Here is a 24,851-nt window from a genome sequence, read left to right as displayed (position 1 = left end):
GGCAGGAACTCATCGCGCATTGTTGGGTTTTGCCCGCGGCTTCCGCGGTGCCAACTGGTCGGTTCTGGCTTTTGCTGATTCCGTGGGTTGTGGTCGGATGTCCCAGGGAGCCTGTCCCCTGAACCGTGCCACCAGCTATTGCATCGTCGCGCGGCCTTTCGGGGCGACCCTGCCGCTCTGTGGATACATCACATAAATTCCGAGGTCGGGCGGCGGTGGAAGGTCCAAAGCTACTTCGACCACTTCCCCATTCCTCAGAGCTTCGGCGATGAGAAAAAAGGGCTGGTAAATCATGCCCAGCCCAGCAATGGCCGCGTTGCGCAATGCTTCCCCGTTATTCGCCCCCAACGGCCCTCTAACCGGCACGGTCGTTTTGCCATCCTTGCCGAAATGCCAGCGGTCCGCGCTGGTCGTACTCGACAAGGTGTTATGCAGGCAGGCGTGCGCCGCGAGATCGGCCGCATTCTTGGGCGCTCTGTGCGCCGCAAGATAACTCGGCGCGGCGCACATCTTCGGGCATCAGCGTTTCATGGCACAGACCGACATAGGTGGCCTTGTCTTCAGTAAGGTCGCGGAGGTCGTCGAGTTGCTGACGACTGACGTCATCCCGCAGATCCAGGGTTATGGCCAGCGGCGCCAGCGGCTGCAATCGGCGCAACCGTCTGTCGATCCCGCTGTTAGGATCTAGGGACATGAGTATCCAAGAAGCGAAATCGACGCTGACGAAAACTTGAGGAGCCGAATCTCTGGGGTCACGCTACGCGTGAGACAGCTCGAGCGGGTCGGCCGGTTCTACCAAGACATCATCGGATTGGAATTGGTAGAACGCGAAGCCACAATGGTTCTGCTTGGCCGTTATGACCAGACCTTTCTGACGTTGCCGCACTGTCCGAATGCCGTGCCGGATGACTGCAAAACCGCAGGGCCGTCGGACTAATCCGGAGCGCCACAACGGATGCGTGGGGAGCTTGGAAGGCACCAGCGCGGATTGGCATTGGCCATGTCCACCTCCGGGCCGGCGCCGTGCAAGCTGCGGCTCGTTACTATGCGGAGACACTGAATCTAGCGGTCACGAGAAGTGGTCCGCAGGCAAGTTTCATGTTGTGGGACGGCTATCATCATCACTTCGCCGGTGGCGTCGCGGAAGTGGTGGAATCGTGAGGTGACGTAGTCTCCGGTTTGTTCAACCAACCACAACCGGCGTTGGCACGCCGGCGGAGACCACGCCATGGAAGAGAATAGCACGCCGACGGACGCGATTGACACTGGGCTATTTGCCAGGAAGGCCTGGTTCGATCCGATCGAGTTCGGCATCCGCGACCGCGTTCGTGGGTTTATCCAGGAGTTGCTGGAACAGGAGTTGACGGCGGCCCTGGGTCGTGGCCGCCACCAGCGGGCGCTCGGCGAGCCCAAAGGCTATCGGAACGGAACGCGAGAGCGTCAGTTGCTCGGCAGCTTCGGGCCGGTGGAGATCAGCGTGCCACGCGCACGGATGGCGCAAGCCGCCGGGGGCACCCGGGAGTGGAGCAGCCCATCGCTACCTCGGTATGCGCGGATGACCCGGCAGGTGGAGGCGCTGATCGCAGGCACCTATCTTGCCGGCACCAACACCCGCCGGGTGAAACGCGCACTGAGCGCCTTGTTCGACGGCGCCGTTGGTAAGGACGTGGTCAGCCGCACCTGGCGCAAGGTCCGCACGGATTGGGAGGCTTGGGCCAAGCGTGACCTGGCCGCGGAAGACATCGTGCGGCTCATCCTGGACGGCACGGTCGTGCGCGTGCGGCTGGACCGCAAGGCCACCAACATCTCGTTGCTGGTGGTGCTGGGTGTACGTCGGGACGGGCAGAAGGTGCTTTTGGCGGTGAAGAACATGGGTGGCGAGAGCGAGGCGGCCTGGCGTGCCATCCTGGATGACCTGGTCGCGCGCGGCCTGCCCACACCGGCGTTCCTGATCACCGACGGTGCCACCGGCTTGGAACGCGCGCTGGCGGCGCTATGGCCGGAGGTGCCTGCCCAGCGCTGCACGGTTCACAAGCATCGTAATCTGCTGGCGCACGCACCAGACGCCCTGCACGATGAAGTCACGGCCGATTACACCGACATGATCTACGCCGACACCGCCAAGGAGGTGCAGACCCGGCGGCGTGCTTTCCTGCGGAAATGGCGTCTGCGCTGTCCTGCCGTGGCCACAAGTTTGGAGGAAGCCGGCGAGCGCCTGTTTGCCTTTCTCCGTCTGCCCTCTTCCCAGTGGAAGTCAGCCCGGACGACCAACGCGATCGAACGCCTGCATGAGGAGTTCAAGCGCCGCATCAAAACGCAGACCGTTCTGCCATCGGCAGAAACCGCTTGCATGCTGTTCTGGGCTTTGTTGGCGTCCGGCCAGATCACAATGCGTAAGGTGAATGGCTGGCAGAGCTTGGGCGAAAAGATAGCCGAGCCGCAGACGATTGACCTCGCGGCCTAACCCGAACAAACATCCCCAGGCCGGAGACGCCCATCAGGCTATTTCCACACACATCGCTACGCCACCCACTTCGCCTTCTACACATGGGAGAGTGCAGGTGCCGTCCAGCGTAATCCAAATATGTCGGGCTTGCATTCGATTGCGCTGGAGACAAGTCAGAAAGCTTCGTTTGAGGACCCCTGGGGAAATCAAATCATTTCAGCCAAAGCATAAAATAAATATCGATCCTGAACATCCCCCAGCTGGATATCCGCTTGCCAATGGTGACGTTATTTCTATTCGAAAGATAGATCGTCACTCAGCTTGAATGGCTTTGCATGAGCCGCGAGACGAAACTAGGCACGCCCTCGCCGATTCGCGCACCTGCCGCCAGTGCCGTGTCGTTGACCACGGAGATGATCCCGGTCTCCCAGGTCGAGCGAGCCTCGCCGATGCGAGCCGTTGCCGCGGAGACGGTGGCTGCGGCTATTCCAAGCGCCGAGAGGGCGGGCAGGCGGCCTAGGCCGGCCCGATCGATTCCGCCTCCGGCATCGTTGTAGACCGCCGCTCGGACAGGAAACTTGATGGCGGTTGCTGGCATTCCGCCGAGTAGTCCGCCGTGCGAGCCGGTCACCACGATGCTTCCGATGTCCGAAGCCGCAACAAGAGAATTCGAATCGAGCCCCCAGACGGGGGTCACGCCGGGCAGTAGCAGGCTTCGTGCCTCGGACAGGTCGAGCCGGGCAGGGGGCGCCGGCTTGGCCCGTAGCATCTGCTCCGCTGTCCATTCCGCCGAGCGGCCGGGGCGGCAGCCGAGACGGGCGGCGGTCTGGTTCACGGTGCTGACGATGCCGCGCGCCCGCATATCGGTGGCGTCGCCGATCCGCGCGGAACTATGGCTGACTGCGGCTGCTGCCAGGCCATGCGTGTCGAGCAAGGCGAGGCCCGCGATGCCGGCTTCATCGAGGCCGATGCCAGCATCGTTCAGGATAATCCCGCGCAAGCCGAATTCGGCCGCCACAGCCGCAGCATAAACACCGCCATGTGATCCTGCGACGACCACGCTTCCCGCCGCCCCCGGGCCAAGCGACGTCACGCTATGAAGCGTGAGGATGCGGGGCTCGTTATCGACCAATGGCGCTTACTCCTGCGCGGCGGCGGCGGCGGCGCGGCCCGCTTGATCAAAGTTGCGAAAGGATTTGGCAGCCAGCGGCCGGGATGGTAGGTCTTGTCGCACCTGTTGGAAATGGAATTCCACTCAGTGGACGATCCGGCCCGGAACCAGAGCATCGAGCGCGCCACCGCGATCTTGCGGGCGGTCGCCGCAGGCGACCCGAGCGGCAGCCGTTCTTCTGATATCGCCGCAGCGACCGGCCTCTCCCGCTCCACGACCCATCGGCTATTGGCCGCGATGGTGACGGCGGGGGTGATCGAGCAAGAAGCCACGGGACTGTTTCATCTCGGCTGGGATCTCTTCGCCTTCGGAACCAAGGCGGCGAGCCGCCGGGGTCTCGTCGATCTTATCCAGCCAATCCTTGACCGCCTGGCCGAGCGGACCTCGGACACCGTCTTCCTCTCGGTGCGCAGCAATGCGGAATCGCTCTGCATCGATCGCCGGGAGGGAAGCTTTCCCATCCGCACGCTCACTCTTTCAGTCGGTGACCGCCGGCCGCTTGGGGTCGGTGCCGGTAGTCTCGCTCTGCTGGCCTGCCTGACCGATGCGGAGATCGAGACCACTGTTTCCGCTAATCACGCTCGGCTCGAAGCCTATGCCGGCTTCGACGCGACGACGCTGCACGAGCTCGTGGCCCAAACCCGCCGGCAGGGCTACGCCTTCAACAACGGGCGGATCCTGGCGGGCATGAGCGCGGTCGGCGTCGCGGTGACCGGCGATCACGGTGAGCCGGTGGTGGCGCTCAGCGTCGCCGCGATCGACAGCCGGATGCTACCGGAGCGGCGCGAGAATATCGCGGCCCTGCTGCGGACGGAGGCGCGGGCCCTGTCCGAGGAACTCGGGCGCCTGACCCAAGGTCTCGGCTCCGCCGGCCTGCGGCAGCTGCTGCCAGCACGGCACCGCTAGAATCGCAGGTCGGGAGACGGGTTTTGAATAATGGCGGCCCCAACCCTGGCACCGGAGACCTGCGGTGCGTCCAGAGATGACCGACAATGAAATGACAGGCGGCGAGGCGATCGCTCGCTCGATCATAGCGCATGGCGGCGGCCCGATGTTCGGCATGGGCGGCTTCCAGCTTCTGCCCTTCTACGACGCGGCGCGGCGGCTCGGGCTCGACCACTACCTGATCAACGACGAGCGGGCGGCGGCATTCATCGCCGATGCCTACGCGAAGGTCTCCGGCCGTGTCGGCCTGGTGGACGCGACCCTTGGCCCGGGTGCCACGAATCTCGTCACCGGCCTGGTCGAGGCGCTGAATGCGGGCTCCCCGATGGTTGCGATCATCGGTGATGCCCATCGCGACCACGCCGGCAAGAACATGACGCAGGAGGCCCGGCAGCTCGACATCCTGCGCCCCGCGGCGAAGGAGGTGCTGCGCGTCGAGTCGATGCAGCGGATCCCGGAACTCGTGCGCCGGGCCTTCGCCATTGCGACCAGCGGCCGGCCGGGCCCGGTCGTCGTCTCGATCCCGGAAGACATCTGCCACGCGCGTTGCGGCTACGAGCCCGAGGCCTTCGTGGCGGATCCGATTTATCAGGCGGCGCCCGCGCTGCGAATGCGGCCGGATGCAACGACCTTGGCAAAGGCGGCGCGCCGTCTCGCCGAGGCGAAGCGTCCGTTGCTGCTGGCCGGGGGCGGCGTGCATCTCAGCGGTGCGGCGGCGGAGGTTTCTCGCTTTGCGGAGCTGCTGAACCTGCCGGTCGCCCATACCCTGACGGGCAAAGGCGCGATCGCCTGCACGGATCCGCTGAGTGCCGGGCTGTTCGGCCGCTACGACCGGATCGCGAATGGTCTGATCGCCGAGGCCGATCTTCTGCTCGTGGTCGGCTGCAAGCTCGGCGAGATCGCCACCAAGCGCTACGTGCTGCCGCCGGCGACGGCGCGCGTGATCCATATCGACATCGTTGCCGAGGAGATCGGCCGCACCCTTTCGCCGGAAATGGCGCTTTGGGGCGATGCACGGGAGACCCTGCGGGATTTGCGGGAGTCCCTGAAGGCAGACGCACCTCGCGTTCGGGAGCGCCAGAGGAGCTACGCCGCCGAGATTGCGAAACGGATGGAGGATTGGCGGCGGCTCGCGGCGCCGCGCTACGAATCTGAAGAGATTCCGATCGGCATGGGCCGACTGATGGGCGAGCTCAACCGGGCGCTGCCGGGCGACGGCATCCTGGTCGCCGATGGTGGCTTCGCGGCGCATTGGGGCGGGTTGCTGTTTGACACCAAGCAGCCCGGCCGGGGTTTCGTTCCGGATCGTGGCTTTGCTTCCATCGGCTACGGCCTGCCCGGCGCGATCGGTGCCGCGCTGGGGGCGCCCGGCAGACCTGTCGTCGCTCTCACCGGCGATGGCGGGTTCAACATGATGGCGGGGGAGCTGGAGACAGTCCGGCGGCTGGGCTTGCCGATCACGATCATCATCGTCAACAACGCGGCCTCCGGCTACGTGAAGGCGTTGCAGCACCTGATGTACGGCGCCGGCTCCTACCATGCCTCCGACCTCGCGGAGACCAACTACGCGGAAGTCGCGCGTGCCTTCGGCTGCCGCGGGCTGCGAGTGACGCAGCCGGGGGAGCTGGCCGGGGCTTTGGCACAGTCATTGCGTGGCGATGGTCCTACGGTGATCGACGTCGTTGTGACGCGCGATCCGGCGCAAATGCTGCCTGCGGCGGATAGCCGTGCGATGCAGATTCGCCCTGGTGACCGTGTCGCCTGAGGGCGCGGATCCGCGGAAACGGCGCTGCGTCGCACCGGCGCTTGGGGAGATCTGACCGATGTTCGCGGCGCCTCCCTCCCTGGAAACTGAGGTCTTCGCGGAACTGCCCGCGATCTACAGGCAGCCGAGATCCAGCCGATGGACGGAGGCGAATCGCGGCGGTGCCGCCGTGCACTCTTTCCTGGAAGGCCCGTCCTTCGATCGGGACGGCAATCTTTATGTTGTCGATATCGCCCATGGGCGGATCTTCCGCGTATCGCCGGATGGAAGGTTCGATCTGGTCGCCGAATACGACGGCGAGCCGAACGGGCTGAAGATTCACCGCGACGGGCGCATCTTTGTCGCGGATTACCGGAACGGGCTCATGTTGCTCGATGCCGAGAAGGGCAGCGTGACGCCGATTCTCCACGGCCGGTGGTCGGAACACTTCAAGGGCATCAACGACCTGTTCTTCGCCGCCAATGGCGATTTGTATTTCACCGATCAGGGCCAGACGGGTCTGCAGGATGCCACGGGGAGGGTCTATCGGCTGACCGCGGACGGGCGGCTCGACAAGCTGATCGACACTGTGCCGAGCCCCAATGGTTTGGTGACAGATGCGGCTGGGACCGCGCTGCTGGTCGCGGTGACTCGCGGGAATTGCATCTGGCGGATTCCGCTTCTGCCGGATGGCACGACGACCAAGGTGGGCCTCTTCATCCAGCTTTCCGGCGGGCTTGGCGGCCCGGATGGGCTGGCGGTGGATGCAGCCGGAAATCTCGCGGTTGCGCATGCCGGCCTCGGTTCCGTCTGGATCTTCGATCCCTTTGGAGAACCGCTCTGGCGTATCAGATCCTGCACCGGACGGCTCACGACCAATCTCGCCTATGGCGGCGCGGACGGCCGCAGTCTGTTCGTCACCGAATCCGAGACGGGAACCATCTTGCGCGCCAAACTTCCTGTAGAGGGAAAGCCGATGTTCTCGCATCGATGAGCGTTCCAGCATTCGCGGATCTGCCCCGGCCGGATGCGACCGGCTTGCCTCTCGCCTGGGGCGTGTGGGGCGCCGAGGATCAGCTCGGCACACTCAACAACATCGACGCCGAGACCACGGCAGCGGCAGCGGCGCTCGTACGGCGCGGCCTGCGCTTCAATCTTAACCTGCCGCTGCATGTCCCGCTCGGCGAGGTTGGGCCGCTTGCGCATCGGCACCGCACCGCACCGGCGCAAACCCTGATCTGCGCCAGCCTTGCGGGGCTCACCGTCCGGGACGACCGGGTCGATGGACTATATCCGCAGGGATCGACGCAATGGGATGGACTCTGCCACATCGGCGATCCGATCCACGGCTTTTACAACGGCGTGCGACCGGAGGAGATTACGCAGCGCGAGGGCACGAAGCTCGGGATCGAGCATTATGTGCGGTTCGGGATCGCAACGCGCGGGGTGATGGTCGATCTTCCTCGTTATTTCGCTCGCATCGGTCGTGCCTGGTCCTCAATGGGCAGCCTAACCGCTTCGGCGGCCGACCTCGTGGCGGCATTGGAGCAGACCGGTACGGTCCTGGGGCGTGGCGATGTGCTACTGGTTCGCACGGGATGGGTTGAGGCTTTCCGCGCGGCGCAGGATGGAGCGGAGCGTGACGCCCTGTTCCGCAATCGGACCTATTCGGGTCTCGCCGCCGACAGCGCGATGTGGGAATTTCTGTGGGATAGCGGAGTGGCGGCCGTCGCGTCCGACTGTGTCACGGTCGAGACTTGGCCCATTCATGAGGGTAAACCGAGTCTGCATCTTGCCATCGCTCGTCTCGGACTGGTCTTGGGCGAGCTGTTCGACCTCGACAGCCTTGCGGAGGAATGCGCGCGGAGCGGCGTGCAAACCTGCTTCTTCGTGTCCTCGCCGCTCAACTTGCGTGGCGGCGTGGGCTCGCCGGCCAATGCCATGGCGATGGTGTGACGCTTGTGGGTGTGGGTCTAGCGATCTAAAGATTCGTCATGGCACGCGAGGGCGTGCCACCCACGCCTGCCTTCGTCACGCAAAGGCGTGGATGCTCGGCCTTCGCCGAGCATGACGTGGTGGAAATGAGCATGGTTCAAACATGCAGCTCTAACCAGCGTGGGCCAGCGGCACGCCGGATAGGCCGGCGGAAGCGCGTCGCGCCGCGGCGGCGATGTGCTCGACATGCTCCATCATCGCCGCGCGGTTCCAGCGAAAGATAGGCCCGGAAACAGCCAGCGACGCGACGACGGACTCATGATGCTGGATCGGCGCCGCCACGCCTGCGATTCCGCTGTTCCACGAGCCTTCCGCCATCGCCCAGCCCTGCTTCCGAACCAATGCGAGCTCGGCACGGAGTTCGCGTTCCGCGTCGTCGCTCAAGGCGAGCCCGTTGATATACGCGCTCTGGAACGCAGGCGCGGTAAAGGCGAGCAATACGAGCCCCGTCGCTCCGAAATGCAGTGGCACCACGAAGCCTACGGGAACGACGCGGCGGATCGACTTGCCGCTTTGCACTTCGCAGATGCAGATGCGCTGATCTCCGGCGCGGACATGCAGCGACACCGTTTCCTCGACGGCATCGCGCAGCTTCTCCATCTCGGGCACCAGAAGCTGCAGAAGGTGAGTCGGCCGGGCCGCGTAGCTGAGTTCAAGAAGCCGGCTGCCGAGCCCATAACCATTGGCCTGGCCCTCGGGTTGTAGATAGCGGCGCTGCGCGAGGCTGCGCATCAGCCGGCTGACCGTTGGCAACGGCAGGTTGATTTGCCGTGCAACGACGGCCGGCCCCGTGCCAGGGCTGGCGGCGACAATGTCGAGGATTGCGGTGATCCGATCCAGTGTACGCATCGTCTACAGCAAACTCCGCTTCTACTTTTACGTGCTTCGGACTGGCGCAATATTCGCGTCACCGGGGCAGTCGTCTCGCCAAGCTCAGAAATCAGTTCCCAAGAATCGCGCAGAATTCGACGAGATGCTTGCGAGCCTCCGCGCATCTTGCCTATCATGATCATGGAGCGAAAGTCACGCTCATACAGTGAGAGTCCAGGCTGGCGCGACTACCGTGTGAACTGGGAGGCTTGAAATGACCCGCAGCGTCGACGGCGCATTGACCGATCTGGTTCACGGCAAACTTTCCCGCCGAGATTTCGCGGCGCACGCCGCGGCACTCGGGCTTTCGGTCACGGCGATCTCCGCCCTGCTGAGAAGCGCACCGGCCGAGGCAGCGGCCTCGGATGCGGTCTTTCCGATAACTGGTCCCATGCAGGATGGTTCGGGTGGCACGCTGGTGGTGGGTCAGGAATCGAATTGGGATGTGCTCGATCCATGTCTTGGCACCGGAGCGGTGACATGGCGCACCTGCCTCTATCAAATCTACGAATCGCTTGTGGCCCGCGAGATGGACAATCCGTCCGGGCTTTCCGATCCGATCGTGCCCGGCATCACGAAATCGATTGATCGCTCGTCCGACGGCAAGACCTACACATTTCATCTCCAGGATGGCGTGACCTTCAGCGACGGCACGCCTTTCGACGCCGCGGCGGTGATGTGGAATGTCGAGCGGCAGTGGGATCAGAGCAAGCTCGGGCGCAAGAACGCTCCGCAATTCGACACCACGGCGGCGGCCGTGCGGTCGTGGTTCTGGAATCCGGCCCAGATGGTCAGCATGACCTCACCTAATCCGGGTACCGTTGTGTTCGAGCTCGCCAAGCCTTTCGCACCCTTCGTGAGCGGCATGCCGGAGTCTGGCCTCGGCACGATGGGTATGAGCAGTCCGGCGGTTTGGAAGACAGGCGGGACGGCGGCGATCGCGGCGCATCCTATCGGCACCGGACCGTTCCTGTTCGAGAGTCAATCTCCGGGCGATCAGCTCAACATAGTCAAGAACCCAAAATACTGGAATCCGGCAGGCGCAGCGAAAGCCGACAGGATCATCTTCAAGGCGCTAACCGACCCATCGACGCGCGTCGCGGCGCTTCGCGGCGGTGATGCGCATGTGATCTTCGCGCCGCCAACCGAGGAAATCGCGTCGCTCCAGCGCGAGGGCTTTATCGTGACGGCCCGAGCCAACCCGCATCTGTGGTATATGCAACTCAATGCGCATGAGCCCTATTGGAAGGATCGCCGCGTGCGGCAGGCCTTCTTCATGTCCATCAACCGCAACGCTATGGCAAAGCGGCTGATGCGCGGCACGGCACTGCCCGCCGTTAGCATCAACGGCAGAACCTGCCCGTCCTGGACCGATCAGGCGGGCTATCCCGAGCATAATATAAAAGCGGCGAAGCAACTTCTTGCGGATGCCGGCTTGGAGAAAGGCTTCGAGACTACCTTTCAGATTCCGACGGGTGGATCAGGAGAGATGGATCCGGTCGGGATGGCGGAATGGATCGCCAGAGATGCGGCGCAAGTCGGCATCAAGATCAAGCTGCAGACGATGGAATGGATCAGCTATCTGCACGCCTGGGCAGGCGGCATGACGGCCGGCATCGGCATGAACCAGCAGTCCTGGGGCATGACCTCGATATACTGGCCGAATCTGCCGCTGCGCACGACTTCGGCGCTGAATGTCGGCCATCAGCCCGATACGCGTTTCGATGTTCTGCTCGACCAAGCCAATTCCTCGCTCGACGATGAGACAGCCATCGCGAAATATCGTGCCGTCGATGCGCTGAACGCACAGGAGATGTGGCTGCTGCCAATCGTCAATGATCTAGCGCCGGTCGTGATTTCGCCGAAGGTTCGGAACTTCGTGCATTCCTCCGACTGGTGGTGGGACTTCAAGAAAGTCTGGGTGCAGAGCTAGCGACGTCAGGACCGCTGGGCAGTGCTCGCCTATACCGCCCAGCGTGTCCTCTCGATTATTCCGACGCTGATCGGCGTCTCGCTCGTAACCTTTGGCCTGTTGCATCTGGTACCGGGCGGTCCGGCGCTCGCAATGCTGGGCATGGCGGCTTCGGATCCCAAAGCGGTCGCGGCGGTCACGAAGGAACTGGGTCTCGACCGGTCGCTGCCGGAGCAATACTGGATCTGGCTTAAGCGCGCGGTCACTGGAAACTTCGGCACTTCGACCGAATTCCACGTGCCGGTGACGGCGCTGCTGTTTCCGAAGCTGGAGCATACTTTGATCCTGACAGCGGGCAGCCTCTTCTATGCTGTCGTGCTCGGCCTGATGGTTGGGATAACGACGGCGCTCTACCACCGCAGCCTGTACGATCGTCTCGCGATGCTGCTGACCTTGATTGGTGCCAGCGCACCGGTGTTCTGGATTGGGCTGCTGCTGATCTATCTCTTCGCCATCCGGCTCGGCTGGCTACCGGCGCTTGGCATGGCCTCGCCGCTCGGGCCTCCGACGGTTCTCGGCGTTCTCAAACATCTGATCCTGCCGGCTTTCGCGAATTCGATCATCTCGCTCGCCGTCATCGCCCGCATCGTGCGTTCGGGAATGATGGAGGCGCTTGTGCAGCCCTATATCCTGGCGGCCCGGGCGCGAGGTCTGCCGCGATGGCGGCAGGTAGTGGTGCATGCCTTCCGCAATGTGCTACCCGACGCGATCAATATTACCGGGCTGCAGGTGGGCTTCCTGTTCGGTGGAGCTCTTTTCGTGGAAGTCGTCTTCGGCTGGCCCGGCCTGGGCTATCTGATCTATTCCTCGATCCAGGCGCGCGACTACGTGACGCTGCAGGCGGCGGTACTGATCGTCTCGGCCGCCTTCATTTTCGTCAATCTCGTCGCGGATCTCGCCCGTATGGCGCTCGATCCACGAGAAGCGCGATCGTGAGCGCCGCGACCACGGCGCCGGCCGTAACGGGAGAACTGCCGCGATCGGCCCGGCGGCAGGCATTGGCCGCCTTTATGCGCGACCGCATGGCGGTGGTAGGGGTTGTCGTGCTGCTCCTCGCGGTCATCGTGACGGTCCTCGCGCCGCTGATCTCGCCTTACGATCCGACTGAGGGCGACGACGACAACATCCTCGTGCCGCCCTTTTCGCCGGGGCATATCCTGGGAACCGATACACAGGGGCGGGACATGCTGGCTCGTATCCTCTTTGGTGCCCGGCTCGCCTTTCCGGAAGCCATTATTCCCGTCGCCGTCGCGGGGATCATCGGCCTCATTCTCGGGATGATCGGTGGATACTACCACCGCACCGTTGGCGAAGCGGTGATGCGTGTTCTGGACGTCTTGTTCGCGATACCGATGGTGCTGCTCGCCATCGCGATCGCGGCGGCGCTCGGCAGCGGGCTGCCGACGGTGGTGCTGTCGATGTCCATCGTCATCACGCCCTATATCGCGCGTGTCGTCAGCACGACCACCGCTCAGCTTCGTTCCGCGACTTTTGTGGAAGCCGCGCGCGTCTCCGGCTTTGGTGACGGGCGCATTTTTTGGCGCGAAATTCTGCCGCATGTGATTCCCGCTGTCGTCGTCTACGGCACGACGAATATGGGCGCGATGGTCGTCTTCGCGGCCGGCTTCGGTTTCCTCGGCCTTGGCGCACAGCCGCCGACGCCCGACTGGGGCGCCATGATCGCCGATGGCATGCATTCGCTCGACAGCGCGCCATGGGTTTCCACCGTGCCCGGTATCGCCATCGTGATCATCGCCCTGGCGTTCAACTACGTGGGCGACGGCCTGCGCGTGGCGCTCGATCCCCGGCTGCGGACCCGGTTGTGACTGCGCTGCTGGAGGTCTCGGGCCTGACGGTGCGTTTCGGATCGCCGTCGGGCGAGGTGCATGCCGTGGAGGATGTCTCCTTCGCCATCTCATCCGGCGAATCCCTGGGCATTGTCGGTGAATCCGGTTCCGGCAAGACCGTGACCTGCATGTCGCTGTCCTGGCTGCTGCCCTCGCCGCCGACGCGCTATGTCGGTGGCCGGATCACCTTCAAGGGCGAGGAGTTGCGGCCGCATCAGGAGAAGCGGCTGCGGCATATACGAGGGAGGGGGATCGGCATGATCTTCCAGAACTCGCGCCTGTCCTTCGATCCGGCATACAGAATGGGTGCGCAGATAGCGGAGGTGTTGCGCGCGCACTTGCCGCAGCCCTGGCGGGAGTTGCGGCCGGAGGTCATCCAGACGCTACAGAGCTGCAACATCGCCGATGCCGAGGCGGTGCTGGACAAGTATCCGCATGAGGTCAGCGGCGGTGTGGCGCAGCGTGTCAGCATCGCGCTCGCTCTGCTTATCCGGCCCGACCTTCTGGTCGCCGATGAGCCGACGACGTCTCTCGATCTCCTCAGCCAGATCGAGGTGCTCGCGCTGCTGGAGAAGCTGCGTCGGGAGACCGGGCTCGCGATGATCCTGGTGAGCCACGATCTCAGCGTGGTGCGCCGCATCGCGGATCGCGTCGTCATCATGTATGCTGGCCGCATCGTCGAGCAGGGTCCGGCCGAGGCGATCTTCTCGGATCCCCGGCATCCTTACACGCAGGGCCTGCTGTTCTCGGCGTTGCAGAAGCGCGAGGGCGGACGGTTGTTCGAGCTGCCGGGAACGCCGCCGGATCTTGCGGCGCTGCCTTCGGGATGCAGCTTCCGGCCGCGCTGCCCGCATGCTTTCGCGGCATGCGAGGAGATGCCGGCGCTTCTGCCGGCGGGCCCCGCGCGCGAGGCACGCTGCCACCTCCTCGACCCGGCAGCGCGACGTGACTGACGCGCCGCTGCTGGAACTCGAGGCGGTGACGGCGACTTATGGCCGGGGTGGCGGACGGGCGGGCGCCTCCCGGGCACTCGATGCCGTGGGTTTGCGTGTGATGCAGGATCGCTCGCTCGGGGTTATCGGTGACTCCGGTGCTGGCAAGACGACGCTGTGCCGCGTGGCGACGGGCCTCATGCGGCCCCTCTCCGGCGCGGTGCGCGTGGCCGGGATGGATCTTGCCCGGGCCTCGCGGGGGGATTGGCAAAGGGCGCGACGCCATATCGGCCTGGTTTTCCAGGACGCCCAGGGCTCCTTCAATCCGATGCGCCCGGTTATGGATGGGATCGGCATGCCGTTGCTGAGCTATGGTGCTCTCAGCGCTGCGGAGCTGCGGGGTGCCGTGGGTGCCGCGATGGAGCAGGTGGGGCTGCCACCGTCGCAGATGACGCGGTATCCGCATGAATTCTCCGGCGGACAAATCCAGCGCCTTGCCATCGCACGAGCCCTGACGACGCGGCCGCGCCTGCTGCTGCTCGACGAGCCGGTTTCGGCGCTGGATGTCTCCATTCGCGCGCAGATCCTCAATCTGCTGGTTGATCTCGCCGGTTCGCTGGGACTGACCTATGTCGTCATCAGCAGCGACCCGGCGGTGGTCCGCCATCTGACCGCCGAGGCGCTGGTGCTGTTTGGCGGCAAGGTCGTGGAGACGGCGACCACATCCGATCTGTTCGCAACGCCGCTGCATCCTTACACCGCGTCTCTTCTGGCGCTCCGTGATCCCGAGATCGCGCTGCGGGGCGGTGGCTTGGCGAAGGGCGACCGCGTTCAGGTCGTGGCGTCAGACGGCTGCCGCTTCGCGGGAGTCTGCAGCCTGGAGCAGCCGCAATGTCGCACAGTCGTGCCGATGTTGCTGCCGTTTGGGGCGGGACGTCAGGTAAGTTGTCACGGCCGCATTGCCGCCAGGGCTGGACCAGTAGAGGGAGCGCGAAGATGACGCAGCCGGAATTCGCCGTCACCGCCGAGGCGGTGCAGCGCTATGCGGAGATGATCGACATCAAGGTGAGTGCCGCAGAGGCCGCGACTCTGGCGGAGCAACTGGCCGGAGGTTTCGCGGGCCTCGCCGCGCTTTGGGCCGTGCATGTCACGGGCTTCGAGCCATCTGTCACGCTCCCGATCGATCATTGGTGAGGCGGAGATGAGCACCGAGACGGATACCGATCTCCCCTTCACGTCGCTGAGCGAGATCAGCGCGCGGCTCGAGAAGGGCGAGATCACCAGCGTGACGGTGACGCGGCTGATGCTCGACCGGATCGAGCGGCTCAATCCGAAGCTCAATTGCTTCATCACCGTGCTGGCCGAGTCGGCGCTGGCGCAGGCCGAGCGTATGGATCGACTGGCGCAAGCCGGGTTGCGCCTCGGACCGCTGCACGGCGTGCCGGTTGCCATCAAGGACAATATGGCGACACGCGGCATTCGGACCACGGCCGGATCTCGCATCCTGGCGGATTGGGTGCCGGATGAGGACGCGACCGTCGTGCAAAGGCTGAAGCAGGCTGGCGCGGTTATCCTCGGCAAGACCAATCTCTACGAATTCGCCTTTGGCGGCGTGCACGAGGATTACGGCGAAGTCCGCAATCCGTGGCAGACCGACCGGACTTGCAGCGCCTCCAGCAGCGGTCCCGCCTGCGTAGTCGCGGCCGGGCTTGCTTATGCGAGTCTGGGCACGGATACCGGCGGTTCCGTGCGCCTGCCAGCGGCCGCCTGCGGCATTGTCGGGCTGAAGCCGACCTATGGCGTTGTCAGCCGTGCGGGCGTGGTACCGGCGGGCTACAGCCTCGATCACGTCGGCCCCTTCGCGCGTACCGTGCGCGACACGGCGCTCGTGCAGAATGCCATCGCGGGCCCCGATGCGCGCGACCCCGCGGGTTCCCGCCGTCCCGTGGCGGATGTCACGGCGGATCTGGGGCTTGGGCTGCGTGGGATCGTCGCCGGTGTGCCGAAGCTGCAGGCGAGCGAGCTCATCGACCCGCAGATGCGCGCCGCCTGCGACGCCGCGATCGCCTCGCTGGCAGAGCAGGGCGCCCAGATCGTCGAGGTCGATCTGCCGGACCATCTGTTGTCGCGCACCATCATGTGGGCAATCGCGGCGTCCGAACTGGCCGAGAGCCACCGCGATTATCTCAAGACGCGGCCGCAGGACTACTCGCCGACCGTGCTGAGCCTGGTGCGGCAGGGCGCGTTTATGCCGGCGGTCGAATATGTTCACGCGCATCGGGTGCGTCAGAAGATCATCGCGGATTATCAGGCGGTGATGCGGTCGGTTGATGTGATCCTGATGCCGGTCGTGCCCTTCCCCGCCTGGCCGGTGGGCGCCGAGGAGGTGACGGTCGCGAACGTGCAGGAAAACCTCATGGGGTCGCTGACGCGCTATTGTCCGCCCTTCAACATCACCGGCCAGCCGGCGATTTCGGTGCCGGCCGGGTTCGACGGCGACGGCTTGCCGCTCGCGCTGCAAATCGCCGGACGCTGGCACGAAGAAGCGACAGTGCTGCGCGTCGCCCATGCCTATGAACAGGCGGCGGGCTGGTACCGTGCGAGGCCGCCATTCGCGTGACGGCGGGCGTCTTGGCAATGCGGGTCGGCATTCTCGGGCTGGGTGCCATGGGGAGCGCGATGGCGGCCCGACTGCTTTCCGCGGGCCACGAGGTTCGCGCCTACGACCCGGACGAGGCGGCGATGGCGGGCCTGGTGCGGCTGGGCGCGGAGCGGGCGGCGACGCCGTTCCAGGCCGCTACTGACTGCGAGGTTCTCCTGGTCATTGTGCGTGACGCCACGCAGGCCGAGGCGGCGCTCTTCGGCCCGGACGGCGCGGCCGCTGGCATACCCGGCGGCGCGACCGTGTGGCTCGCGAGCACCGTGCCGCCGGCTTTTGCCGAAGAGACCGCGAACCGGCTGCTGGCCTCGGCCACTCATCTGCTGGACGGGCCGGTCAGCGGCGGCGCGGCGGGGGCCGCCGCTGGAGAGCTCGCCGCCATCATCGCCGGAGATGAGGCGGCGATGGCCGCGGTCCGCCCGCTTCTGCCGGTGATCGCAAGGCACATCTTCGAGGTCAGCGGCCGCGCGGGCGACGCCTCCCGCGCCAAGATGGTCAATCAGCTTCTCACCGCGACGCATATCGTCGCGACGGCCGAGGCACTGACTCTTGGCATGACGTCGGGGCTCGACCCCGCGCTGCTCTATCGAATCATCTGTGCCTCGTCCGGCACTTCGAGAATGTTCGAGACGAAGGCACCGATCATGTTGAGCGGCGACGCGACGAGCGGGCCGCGGCTCGCGATCTTTGAGAAGGACCTCCAGATCATCCTCGCGGAGGCGGCCTCTCTCGCATGCGCGATACCGCTTGCACGTGCGGTTTCCCGCGTCGTCGCCTCGGCTCTGGCGAGCGAGGGGGGCGGGATTACGGACTCCAGCGTGATACAGGCTTACCGGCGGCAAAACGGTCAGGAATTTGGAGAATGGCCATGAGTCGGACATTCAAGCAGCGGCTGCTAGCGCGCGAACGCGTCGTGATGATGAACCCCGATCATCCTTCACCCAGTCTGGTGGAGTTCATCGGCGGCCTTGGCGCCGATGCCGTCATGATCGACATGGAGCAGGGCAGCCCGGGGGCGGAGCGCGTCGAGGACATGGCCCGCGCCGCTCGCGCCGCCGGGCTCTGCGCCCTGGTGCGGATCTTCGCGCCCGAGCCGTGGGTCATCGAGCGCTATATGCTGCGCGGCATTCACGGCATCGTCGTGCCGCGTGTGGAGACTGTGCCGCAGGCGCGCGAGGTCGTCGAATCGGTGCGATACTGCTTCCCGACCAACGCCGAAGACAAGATCGTCATCATGCAAGTGGAGACCGCCGGTCTTGCCGAGGCTCTTGACGCGCTGATCGAATTGCCTGGTATCGACGCCTATTTCATTGGGCCAGTCGATCTCGCGAAAAGTCTAGGCAAAGGCGGAGACTATCGCGACCCTGCCGTCATCGCGGTTATCGAAAGTCTCGTCGGGCGTTTGACCGCAGCTGGCAAGGCTGCCGGCATGCTTGTCACAGCGTCGGACGTCGGATTTTGGCGCGCGCGCGGGGTCACGCTTCTGTACAATCATCTGAACGAATATGCGAAACTCGGCGCGTCTTACTTTGAAGCGGCCGAAATGGCGAAGACGCTAGCCTAGTTTGTCAGCGATCAGAAATCCGAACAGAAGTTCCGGCCGCATCGCAGACTAAGTGCTTCAATCAGCATTGCACTCCGTACACCGCCCATGACCGCCCGCCGGTGCCACTCGCCACAATGGCGCCGAAGATGGCGACCCCGGTCGCGCCGCCCACCTGGCACGCTGTGTTCAGCACGGCCGATGCCGTCCCGGCCAGATGCCTTTCGACGCTGAACAAGATCGACGTGGTCAGGGCCGGCACTATCGTGGGCGCAAGTGGAATCGAGGAAGGCCAGTGAACAGGGCGAATCCGCTCAGGAACGCACGCTTGGCGCCGAATTTATCGCCAATCACGCCGGCCGACAGCAAGAAGCTGGCGAAGCCGAGCGTGTAGGCATAGATCACCCATTGCAGGGTGCTGACCTGGGCGCCCAGCTCCACGCCCATTTTGGGCAGCGCGACATTGACGATGGTGACGTCCAGCTGGACGATGATGAAGGCGAAGCTGCTGGCTAGCAGCACCGCCAGGGACGACTGTTGCACCGCCGCCGGGCTTGATGTTGGAGGCAAATCGGTTCCTATGGGCGTGCTGAAAATTGCCGGCCTGAATCCCAACTGCGTCGGTGGCGATGCATCGTTCAGCGTATCAGAGAGACGGCGCGGCCGCGGAAGCTGTCCTCTTGCGAAGAGAAGCTGAAGCGCACGGATGGTCAGTCTCTGCACCGGGTGAAAGGGGTCTGGAACATTCCAGGTTGCCTTTGCAGGAAGGCTAATGGAGCCCTTCGCGATAACCGCAAAGGCTCCATTGGACTCGCTTAGCGACCGGCGCTCTGGCCGCCGTCGACGTGCAGGATTTCTCCCGTGACGAACTCTGCCGAGTCCAGGAACACGACGGCGCTGGCGACTTCGCTTGCTTCGCCCATGCGGCCCAGCGGATGGAAAGTGCCCAGCATTTCGTGATTTTCCGTAGGATGCATCGGCGTCTTGGTAACGCCTGGCGCGACCGCGTTCACGCGGATGCCCTGCTTGGCATATTCAATCGCCAGCGCCCGGGTGACGGCGTTCAGGCCGCCCTTGGTCAGCGCCGCCAGCGCCATGTGCGCGCCAGTGATGCCGTTCTCGATGCTGGCGGTGACACTCACCACGTGGCCGCTCGAATGCTTTTCCATTTCGGCGATGGCCAGCTTGGTGATGTGGAAGAAGCCGGCCATGTTCACGTTCATGACGGCGTTATAGTCTTCAATGGTGTTCTCGGTGAAAGGCTTGCCGATGTAGATGCCAGCGTTGTTTACCAGCGTGTCGACCCGGCCAAACCGCGCGACCGCTTCGGAAATGATGCGCTGGGCGGTCGCGGGATCGCCGATATCACCTGCGACGGTCAGAATGTTCGGATTTTCAGACGGCTCGATCGTGCGCGAGGTCGCGACAATGCGGTAGTCGAGCCTTCGAAACGCCTTGACGATTTCAGCACCGATGCCCTGCGAAGCGCCGGTGACGATGACGACCTTAGCCATGATCTTGTCTTTCCAGGAAATATCTTGGCCGCGGTTCCGCATGGCATGGCGGTCGGCGGTCCAAGGTGTGAGGCCGGAATATTGTTTGTTTCGCCACCTGTGATAATCAGGCCTGGTTCGATTTCACCTTTCGGGAACCGCGAGAAATGGACACGATTGAGGCCTTGCGCCTTTTCGTCAGCATCGCCGAGACCGGCAGCCTGTCCGGAGCGGCTCGCCTCGAGTCCGTGGCCACATCGACGGTTACGGTCGCGCTGAAGCAGCTCGAGGAGCGGGCCGGAGCAAGCCTCATCACCCGGTCCACCAGGCGGTTGTCCTTCACTCACGAGGGGCGGCAATTCCTGTCTGACTCGCGACGTATCCTAGCCGACTGGGATGCGGCGATCGCGGGTGCGCACAATGGGCCATTGCGAGGCCCGATCAAGATCACCGCTCCGCAGGAATTTAGCTGGCACGGGCTAGCGCTTGTCGTCGACCGGTTTCTACTCGAACATCCGGAAGTAAAGATCACTCTGCATTTCGCGGACGATGTCGTCGATTTGGTAGGGCACGAAATCGACGTCGCCCTACGCTTCGGCCCGTTGACTGACTCGACCTTGAAAGCGCGCTTGCTGCTGCGGGTCAGCCGAGTCGTGTGCGCGGCGCCGGCCTACTGGAATGCGCGGGGCATGCCCCAGAAGCCGGATGATCTTGCGCAGCACAATTGCCTTGTACACGCACGCCCCGACGCACCGTCCGCCGCCTGGCCTTTCCTGGTTGATGGCAAGCCGATGTCGGTCCGCGTTCAAGGAGATCGCGTTGCCAACGACAGCGCGGCCCTTCGCGACTGGGCACTCGCGGGACGCGGCATCATCCGGAGAGGCGCTTTGGGTATCCGGAAGGAGTTGAGCGCCGGCCAGATCACGACCGCGCTTGATGTATTTTCGGTCGGCGAGGCGAACCTGTATGCTGTGACAACGGCAGGCTTGCTCAGCCAGCGGGTCATCGCGTTCATCGACTTTCTGGAGCAACAGTTCCTTACCGCAAATCCCGCCATGCGCTGACGTATTAGTCGTAGCCGGCCGTCTTTGTGGATGGATGCGAGAGTTGCACGGTCGTTAGTATCGGACGGGAGCTCGGGGAGCTTTCGCACGCTTTGAGAAGCGCCCCGATCCATGGTCCACGAACATACTGCCACGAACACTGATGACGGTGCGTCTCACCCAAAAGCCATGCATGAACAATCAATGCGCCTGTTTCATGGTCGTTTGGTTTTCGTTTCATAAGGTGGGAGATTAGTATTTTCTATTACGCTGGCCATCGGCCACAACGCGCGCGAATCGATCTGCGTGTAATATCCACGTAGATTATCCCTTTCAACGAGACTTTGCGGACGCGACACCGGATCGCCGTAGCCCCCGCCACCCGGCGTCAGCACTTCTACACGGTCACCCGCCGCGATCTGGATGTCTTGGTCCTTCGAGAGATGCTCGGGCGTATATACGACGCCGTTGCGATGAACGCGGACGATGTTCGGCGCGCCGTCTTTCCCACCCAGCACGCCGGGTGGTCCAAAGCGCCCGTGGTCCATGACGAAGCTGGCACGCGCCTCGCCGCGCAGCAACTCCACTTCGTAATGCACGCCAAACCCACCGCGATGCGCGCCCGCACCCCCTGAACCTTCTCGCAAGGCGAAGCGCCGAAAGAGAACGGGATAGTATTGTTCCAGCACTTCGACGGGCGTGGTCTTGGAAATGCCGATGGTCGAGCAACCATTCGTAAGGCCGTCATGCTGGGCGTTGCCGCCGTAGCCGCCGCCGGAGATCTGATACATCACGTAAGACGTGCCCTTCCCGGGATCGAAGCCTCCCAGCGCGAAGTTGCCGGAGGTGCCGGCGGGCGCAGCAGTCACCAGATCCGGGACAGCCTGAACCAGCGCCAGAAAGACCGCCTCCGCGATGCGTTGGGAAACCTCTGCCGCGCAGCCCGAGACCGGCCGCGGATACCGGGCGTCGAGGAAGGTGCCTTCAGGCCGCAACACGCGCAGCGGCTCGAACGCCCCGGCGTTCAGCGGCACATCCGGAAATACATGCCGCACGGCGAGATAAACAGACGAGAGCGTCGTCGCGAAAACCGAATTCATCGGGCCACGGCACGGCGCACTCGACCGCGAAAAGTCGAAACTCAAAACACCGTTCGCCTTGGTCATCGTCAGCGCGATGCGCAGCGGTTCATTGACGACACCATCTGAATCGATGGAGGCTTCGCTCTCGTAGCGCCCATCCGGCACGGTGGCGAGTTTCGCGCGCATAAGGCTGCTCGCGCGCTCACGCATTTCGCCGATGACGCTTTCCACGACGTCTCGGCCGTAGCGGGCGAGCAGCTCCGTCAATCGCCGCTCGCCCATCTTGAGCGCGGCCGCTTGTGCTTTGATATCGCCGATACGCTGGTCGGCTACCCGGATATTGGAGAGTATGATCGAGAGGATCTCCTGATCCAGGATCCCCTTCTTGAAGAGCTTCACGGGCGGCAGCCGAAGCCCTTCCTGTTCGGACTCCGTCGCGTGAGCGGAAAAGCCGCCAGGAGTCATGCCGCCGGTATCCGGCCAGTGTCCCGTATTCTGCAGCCAGCAGAACAATCCGCCCTCATGGAAGAAGGGCATGGCGAAGCGCACGTCCATCAGATGCGTGCCGCCGAGATAAGGGTCGTTGACGATATAGACGTCACCCGGCTCGGGTGCTGCCACACGGCCTTCGCGGATAAGGCGAATGATCTCCCCGGTCGAGGCTTGCATCACGCCGACGAATACCGGCAAGCCAAGCTCGCCCTGCGCGATGAGGGAACCGGTGTGGCGGTCGTAGATCCCGTCGGAACGATCGTCGGCCTCGGCAATAACCGGCGAGAAGGCGGAGCGGGAGAAGGCAAGGTCCATCTCGTTGCAGACCTGCTGCAATCCGGCCTCGATGACCGCCAGGGTCAGCGGATCGGTAGCGAAGCTCACGGTCATTGGTTTAGGCCTGCCAAGGTCATGATCCGAAGATTGCCAAAAGCATCGACGCGCATCCGCGCACCAGGCTCGACAAAGGTCGTGGCATCGGGTTGCTCAATAACGGCCGGTCCCGTTACGGCAGCACCCACGCTCAGCGCCTCGCGCCGGAAGATTGGTGTGTCAGCCCAGCGTCCGTCCGCGAAGACAGGCCGCGAACCCGTTCGCGCCGTCATCGCATCGCCGGTATTCGCCGAAAGTTCGAGAAGTGAGGAAATCGGAAACGGTTTGCGGCGGCCAGTGACGGAGGTATTGAGGTTCACAAGTGTTGCTCGGATCTCCGGCATGCGGATCTGGAAGCGCGCGAAGTAAGCCTCTTCGAAAAGCGATTGCAGTGTATCGCGTCCTATTGCCGCATCGGGTATCGCCACGCGGATGAGATGGGTCTGGCCGCGGAACTGCATATCCGCCGAATGGCGAATCTCGGTGAACTGGATCTCGCCTTGCTGGGCGGCATTGATCGCGACGCCGCGTTTCACCTGATCAGCCAACACGCGATGCACCGCCGCCATCTCGACTACGTCCAGCGCAACATTCACCGTATTCACGAAGTCCTGGCGCAGGTCGGCGACCAGGCAGCCCAGCGCATTGGTCAGCCCCGGCCGCGCCGGAATGAGCACTTCCGGAATGCCGAGTTCAGCCGCGAGCGCAACCGCATGCAGCGGCCCGGCGCCGCCGAAGGCGAACAGCGTCAGGTCGCGCGGATCTCGGCCGCGCGACAGGGACACCATCCGGATCGCTCCCACCATGTGGATATTGGCAAGTGCCACTACGGCCGCCGCCGCCTGATCCACGGACAAGCCCAGCGGCCGGGCAAGGATCGCCTCGAAGATGGCGCGTATGGTCTCGACGCTGACGGGATTCGCCGCCGTCATGAGCTTCGCGGCATCGAGGCGGCCGAGCACAAGGTTGGCGTCGGTAATGGTGGGCAGCGTGCCACCTCGCCCGTAGCAGATCGGACCAGGCGTCGAGCCGGCGCTGTTTGGCCCGACACGCAGCATTCCCGCCGCATCCAGCCAGGCGATGGAACCGCCGCCCGCGCCGATAGTGCGGACATCAACCATGGGCACATGGATCGGCAGCCCGTAATCGATGGTCAACTCAGCCGAAACCTCGGGGAGTCCGCCGCTGATGAGCGCAACATCGGTGGAGGTTCCGCCCATGTCGTAGGTCACAGCGTCACCCACCCCGGACTGGGTCAGCGTCACCGCGGCGGCGATGACGCCGGAGGCCGGGCCCGACATCACAGTCTTGGCGGCTTCCCGTGCCGCGAGCGGAGCAGCGATCGTGCCGCCATTGCCGTTCATGACCAGCAACTCATGGGTGAAGCCGTCCCGGCGCAGCCCTTGCACGAGGCGATCGAGGTAGCGGTCGAGCACCGGCTGCACGGCGGCATTGACCGAGGCGGTCGTGCCGCGCTCGTATTCCCGATACTCCGACAGCAGCGCGTGGCCGAGCGTGACGTAGCTGTTCGGCCAAAGCCGGGCCGCGATCTCCCCCGCGCGGCGCTCATGCGCCGGGTTGGCATAGGAATGGAGGAAATGGATGACGAGCGCCTCGCAGCCGGACTCCAGCAAATGCCGCACTGCCGCCTCGACCGCCGCCTCATCGAGCGGCGTCACGACCTCGCCTGCGGCATTCATGCGCTCGGGCACTTCAAGGCGCAGGTCCCGTGGCACCAGCGGCTCGAAGACGCCGAACAGGCCGTAGGGGCGGGGCCGCGTACGGCGCCCGATCTCCAGCGTGTCGCGGAACCCCGCCGTCGTGACCAACCCGACGCGGGCAAGCTTGCGCTCCAGCAGCGCATTCGTCGTGACGGTCGTGCCGTGGATCACGAGGTCGAGGCCGGCGGCCGTCACGCCGGCAGCGTGGATCGCCTGCAGGACGCCTTCGGCTTGATTTTCCGTGGTGGTCGGAACTTTGGCGAAACGCACACGGCTGCCCGACTCATCCTCCTCGAACAACAGGAGGTCCGTGAAGGTCCCGCCCACATCGATCCCGGCCACGCGTCGGCTCATGAGCGGAAGCTCCGATCGTTTGTACACCAATGACTAGGACGGCGACGGGGAGGGGTAAAGCGGCGGAGGGTGCCGATGCCGGATTGAGGTTGACAGCGCCGGTAAGCGGGCAACAAGATCGTTTGTGTACTAAGGAACGCTGTTGGGCATGACGGGTGGTGGCACCTTCA

General features: G+C 64.3%; 23 protein-coding genes. 15 read left to right on the top strand and 8 right to left on the bottom strand.

All coding sequences use genetic code 11. The annotated features are described in order from the left end of the window. Positions 1–135: 135 nt before the first annotated feature. The gene (locus tag GSQ83_RS03275) at positions 136–510 is read right to left on the bottom strand and encodes a LysR substrate-binding domain-containing protein (protein WP_158801446.1); all 375 of its coding nucleotides are present in this window, start codon (positions 508–510) and stop codon (positions 136–138) included. Next, positions 428–649 carry a hypothetical protein gene (locus GSQ83_RS29580; protein WP_174246614.1) on the bottom strand — a complete coding sequence of 74 codons (222 nt, stop codon included), beginning with the start codon at positions 647–649 and terminating at the stop codon, positions 428–430. Before GSQ83_RS29580 ends, GSQ83_RS03275 begins: the two co-directional genes overlap by 83 nt. A 579-nt stretch (positions 650–1,228) precedes the next feature. Between GSQ83_RS29580 and GSQ83_RS03265 the strand changes: the two genes are divergently transcribed. Beyond that, positions 1,229–2,464, top strand: a complete 1,236-nt coding sequence (locus tag GSQ83_RS03265; RefSeq protein ID WP_158801442.1) for an IS256 family transposase — start codon at positions 1,229–1,231, stop codon at positions 2,462–2,464. Positions 2,465–2,762: 298 nt separating this feature from the next. Here GSQ83_RS03265 and GSQ83_RS03260 read toward each other — a convergent pair whose 3' ends face one another. Then, positions 2,763–3,578, bottom strand: coding sequence for a hypothetical protein (locus tag GSQ83_RS03260; RefSeq protein WP_158801440.1), 816 nt, complete (start codon positions 3,576–3,578; stop codon positions 2,763–2,765). Between the two features lie 126 nt (positions 3,579–3,704). Between GSQ83_RS03260 and GSQ83_RS03255 the strand changes: the two genes are divergently transcribed. From GSQ83_RS03255 to GSQ83_RS03240, 4 genes are all read left to right on the top strand, one after another. After that, positions 3,705–4,523, top strand: a complete 819-nt coding sequence (locus tag GSQ83_RS03255; RefSeq protein ID WP_158801438.1) for an IclR family transcriptional regulator — start codon at positions 3,705–3,707, stop codon at positions 4,521–4,523. Between the two features lie 76 nt (positions 4,524–4,599). After that, on the top strand, positions 4,600–6,327 hold the full coding sequence (locus GSQ83_RS03250) for a thiamine pyrophosphate-binding protein (RefSeq protein ID WP_158801436.1): 1,728 nt from the start codon (positions 4,600–4,602) through the stop codon (positions 6,325–6,327). 58 nt (positions 6,328–6,385) lie between these two features. Then, entirely contained in the window at positions 6,386–7,300 is a 915-nt protein-coding gene (locus tag GSQ83_RS03245; protein WP_158801434.1) for an SMP-30/gluconolactonase/LRE family protein, read from the top strand. Beyond that, the gene (locus GSQ83_RS03240; protein WP_158801432.1) at positions 7,297–8,262 is read left to right on the top strand and encodes a cyclase family protein; all 966 of its coding nucleotides are present in this window, start codon (positions 7,297–7,299) and stop codon (positions 8,260–8,262) included. The genes GSQ83_RS03245 and GSQ83_RS03240 overlap by 4 nt, the downstream gene beginning before the upstream one ends. Before the next feature lie 150 nt (positions 8,263–8,412). On the opposite strand, the gene GSQ83_RS03235 is transcribed toward GSQ83_RS03240, so the two are convergent. Then, positions 8,413–9,150, bottom strand: a complete 738-nt coding sequence (locus GSQ83_RS03235) for an IclR family transcriptional regulator (RefSeq protein WP_158801430.1) — start codon at positions 9,148–9,150, stop codon at positions 8,413–8,415. 235 nt (positions 9,151–9,385) lie between these two features. Between GSQ83_RS03235 and GSQ83_RS03230 the strand changes: the two genes are divergently transcribed. Genes GSQ83_RS03230 through GSQ83_RS03190 form a run of 9 tightly spaced genes read left to right on the top strand, consistent with a single transcriptional unit; the run spans position 9,386 to position 18,145 of the window. Next, positions 9,386–11,104 carry an ABC transporter substrate-binding protein gene (locus GSQ83_RS03230; RefSeq protein ID WP_158801428.1) on the top strand — a complete coding sequence of 573 codons (1,719 nt, stop codon included), beginning with the start codon at positions 9,386–9,388 and terminating at the stop codon, positions 11,102–11,104. A 21-nt stretch (positions 11,105–11,125) separates the two neighbouring features. Further along, a complete protein-coding gene (locus GSQ83_RS03225) occupies positions 11,126–12,079 on the top strand; it encodes an ABC transporter permease (protein WP_158801426.1) in 954 nt (317 codons plus the stop codon). After that, positions 12,076–12,969, top strand: coding sequence for an ABC transporter permease (locus tag GSQ83_RS03220; protein ID WP_158801424.1), 894 nt, complete (start codon positions 12,076–12,078; stop codon positions 12,967–12,969). Before GSQ83_RS03225 ends, GSQ83_RS03220 begins: the two co-directional genes overlap by 4 nt. Continuing rightward, complete coding sequence (locus GSQ83_RS03215) at positions 12,966–13,943, top strand: ABC transporter ATP-binding protein (RefSeq protein ID WP_158801422.1); 978 nt, start codon at positions 12,966–12,968, stop codon at positions 13,941–13,943. The genes GSQ83_RS03220 and GSQ83_RS03215 overlap by 4 nt, the downstream gene beginning before the upstream one ends. Continuing rightward, a complete protein-coding gene (locus GSQ83_RS03210) occupies positions 13,936–14,922 on the top strand; it encodes an oligopeptide/dipeptide ABC transporter ATP-binding protein (protein ID WP_158801420.1) in 987 nt (328 codons plus the stop codon). Before GSQ83_RS03215 ends, GSQ83_RS03210 begins: the two co-directional genes overlap by 8 nt. After that, a complete protein-coding gene (locus GSQ83_RS03205; protein WP_158801418.1) occupies positions 14,919–15,116 on the top strand; it encodes a hypothetical protein in 198 nt (65 codons plus the stop codon). Before GSQ83_RS03210 ends, GSQ83_RS03205 begins: the two co-directional genes overlap by 4 nt. 7 nt (positions 15,117–15,123) lie before the next feature. Beyond that, positions 15,124–16,542: an amidase gene (locus GSQ83_RS03200; RefSeq protein WP_158801416.1), complete on the top strand. Its 1,419-nt coding sequence runs from the start codon at positions 15,124–15,126 to the stop codon at positions 16,540–16,542. Next, positions 16,539–17,453 (top strand): NAD(P)-dependent oxidoreductase, encoded by a 915-nt coding sequence (locus GSQ83_RS03195; protein ID WP_158801414.1) that lies wholly within the window; start codon positions 16,539–16,541, stop codon positions 17,451–17,453. Before GSQ83_RS03200 ends, GSQ83_RS03195 begins: the two co-directional genes overlap by 4 nt. Beyond that, complete coding sequence (locus tag GSQ83_RS03190) at positions 17,450–18,145, top strand: HpcH/HpaI aldolase/citrate lyase family protein (protein WP_158801412.1); 696 nt, start codon at positions 17,450–17,452, stop codon at positions 18,143–18,145. Before GSQ83_RS03195 ends, GSQ83_RS03190 begins: the two co-directional genes overlap by 4 nt. A gap of 240 nt (positions 18,146–18,385) precedes the next feature. Here the strand turns inward: GSQ83_RS03190 and GSQ83_RS03185 are convergent, their stop codons facing one another. Next, positions 18,386–18,694, bottom strand: a complete 309-nt coding sequence (locus tag GSQ83_RS03185) for an MFS transporter (protein ID WP_216849890.1) — start codon at positions 18,692–18,694, stop codon at positions 18,386–18,388. A 245-nt stretch (positions 18,695–18,939) separates the two neighbouring features. Further along, complete coding sequence (locus GSQ83_RS03180) at positions 18,940–19,638, bottom strand: SDR family NAD(P)-dependent oxidoreductase (protein WP_158801410.1); 699 nt, start codon at positions 19,636–19,638, stop codon at positions 18,940–18,942. A 146-nt stretch (positions 19,639–19,784) separates the two neighbouring features. Here GSQ83_RS03180 and GSQ83_RS03175 point away from each other — a divergent pair, with 146 nt between their 5' ends. Beyond that, positions 19,785–20,681 carry a LysR family transcriptional regulator gene (locus tag GSQ83_RS03175; protein WP_158801408.1) on the top strand — a complete coding sequence of 299 codons (897 nt, stop codon included), beginning with the start codon at positions 19,785–19,787 and terminating at the stop codon, positions 20,679–20,681. 194 nt (positions 20,682–20,875) lie between these two features. Here the strand turns inward: GSQ83_RS03175 and GSQ83_RS03170 are convergent, their stop codons facing one another. Both GSQ83_RS03170 and GSQ83_RS03165 read right to left on the bottom strand, forming a co-directional pair. After that, complete coding sequence (locus tag GSQ83_RS03170) at positions 20,876–22,624, bottom strand: hydantoinase B/oxoprolinase family protein (protein ID WP_158801406.1); 1,749 nt, start codon at positions 22,622–22,624, stop codon at positions 20,876–20,878. After that, entirely contained in the window at positions 22,621–24,681 is a 2,061-nt protein-coding gene (locus tag GSQ83_RS03165) for a hydantoinase/oxoprolinase family protein (RefSeq protein WP_158801404.1), read from the bottom strand. Before GSQ83_RS03165 ends, GSQ83_RS03170 begins: the two co-directional genes overlap by 4 nt. Positions 24,682–24,851: the final 170 nt, after the last annotated feature.

It is taken from the genome of Acidisoma sp. L85 (genome assembly GCF_009765865.1).
Lineage (GTDB): Bacteria > Pseudomonadota > Alphaproteobacteria > Acetobacterales > Acetobacteraceae > Acidisoma.
Note: the sequence above shows the minus strand (reverse complement) of the source record. Positions and strands in the feature narration are given on the sequence as shown.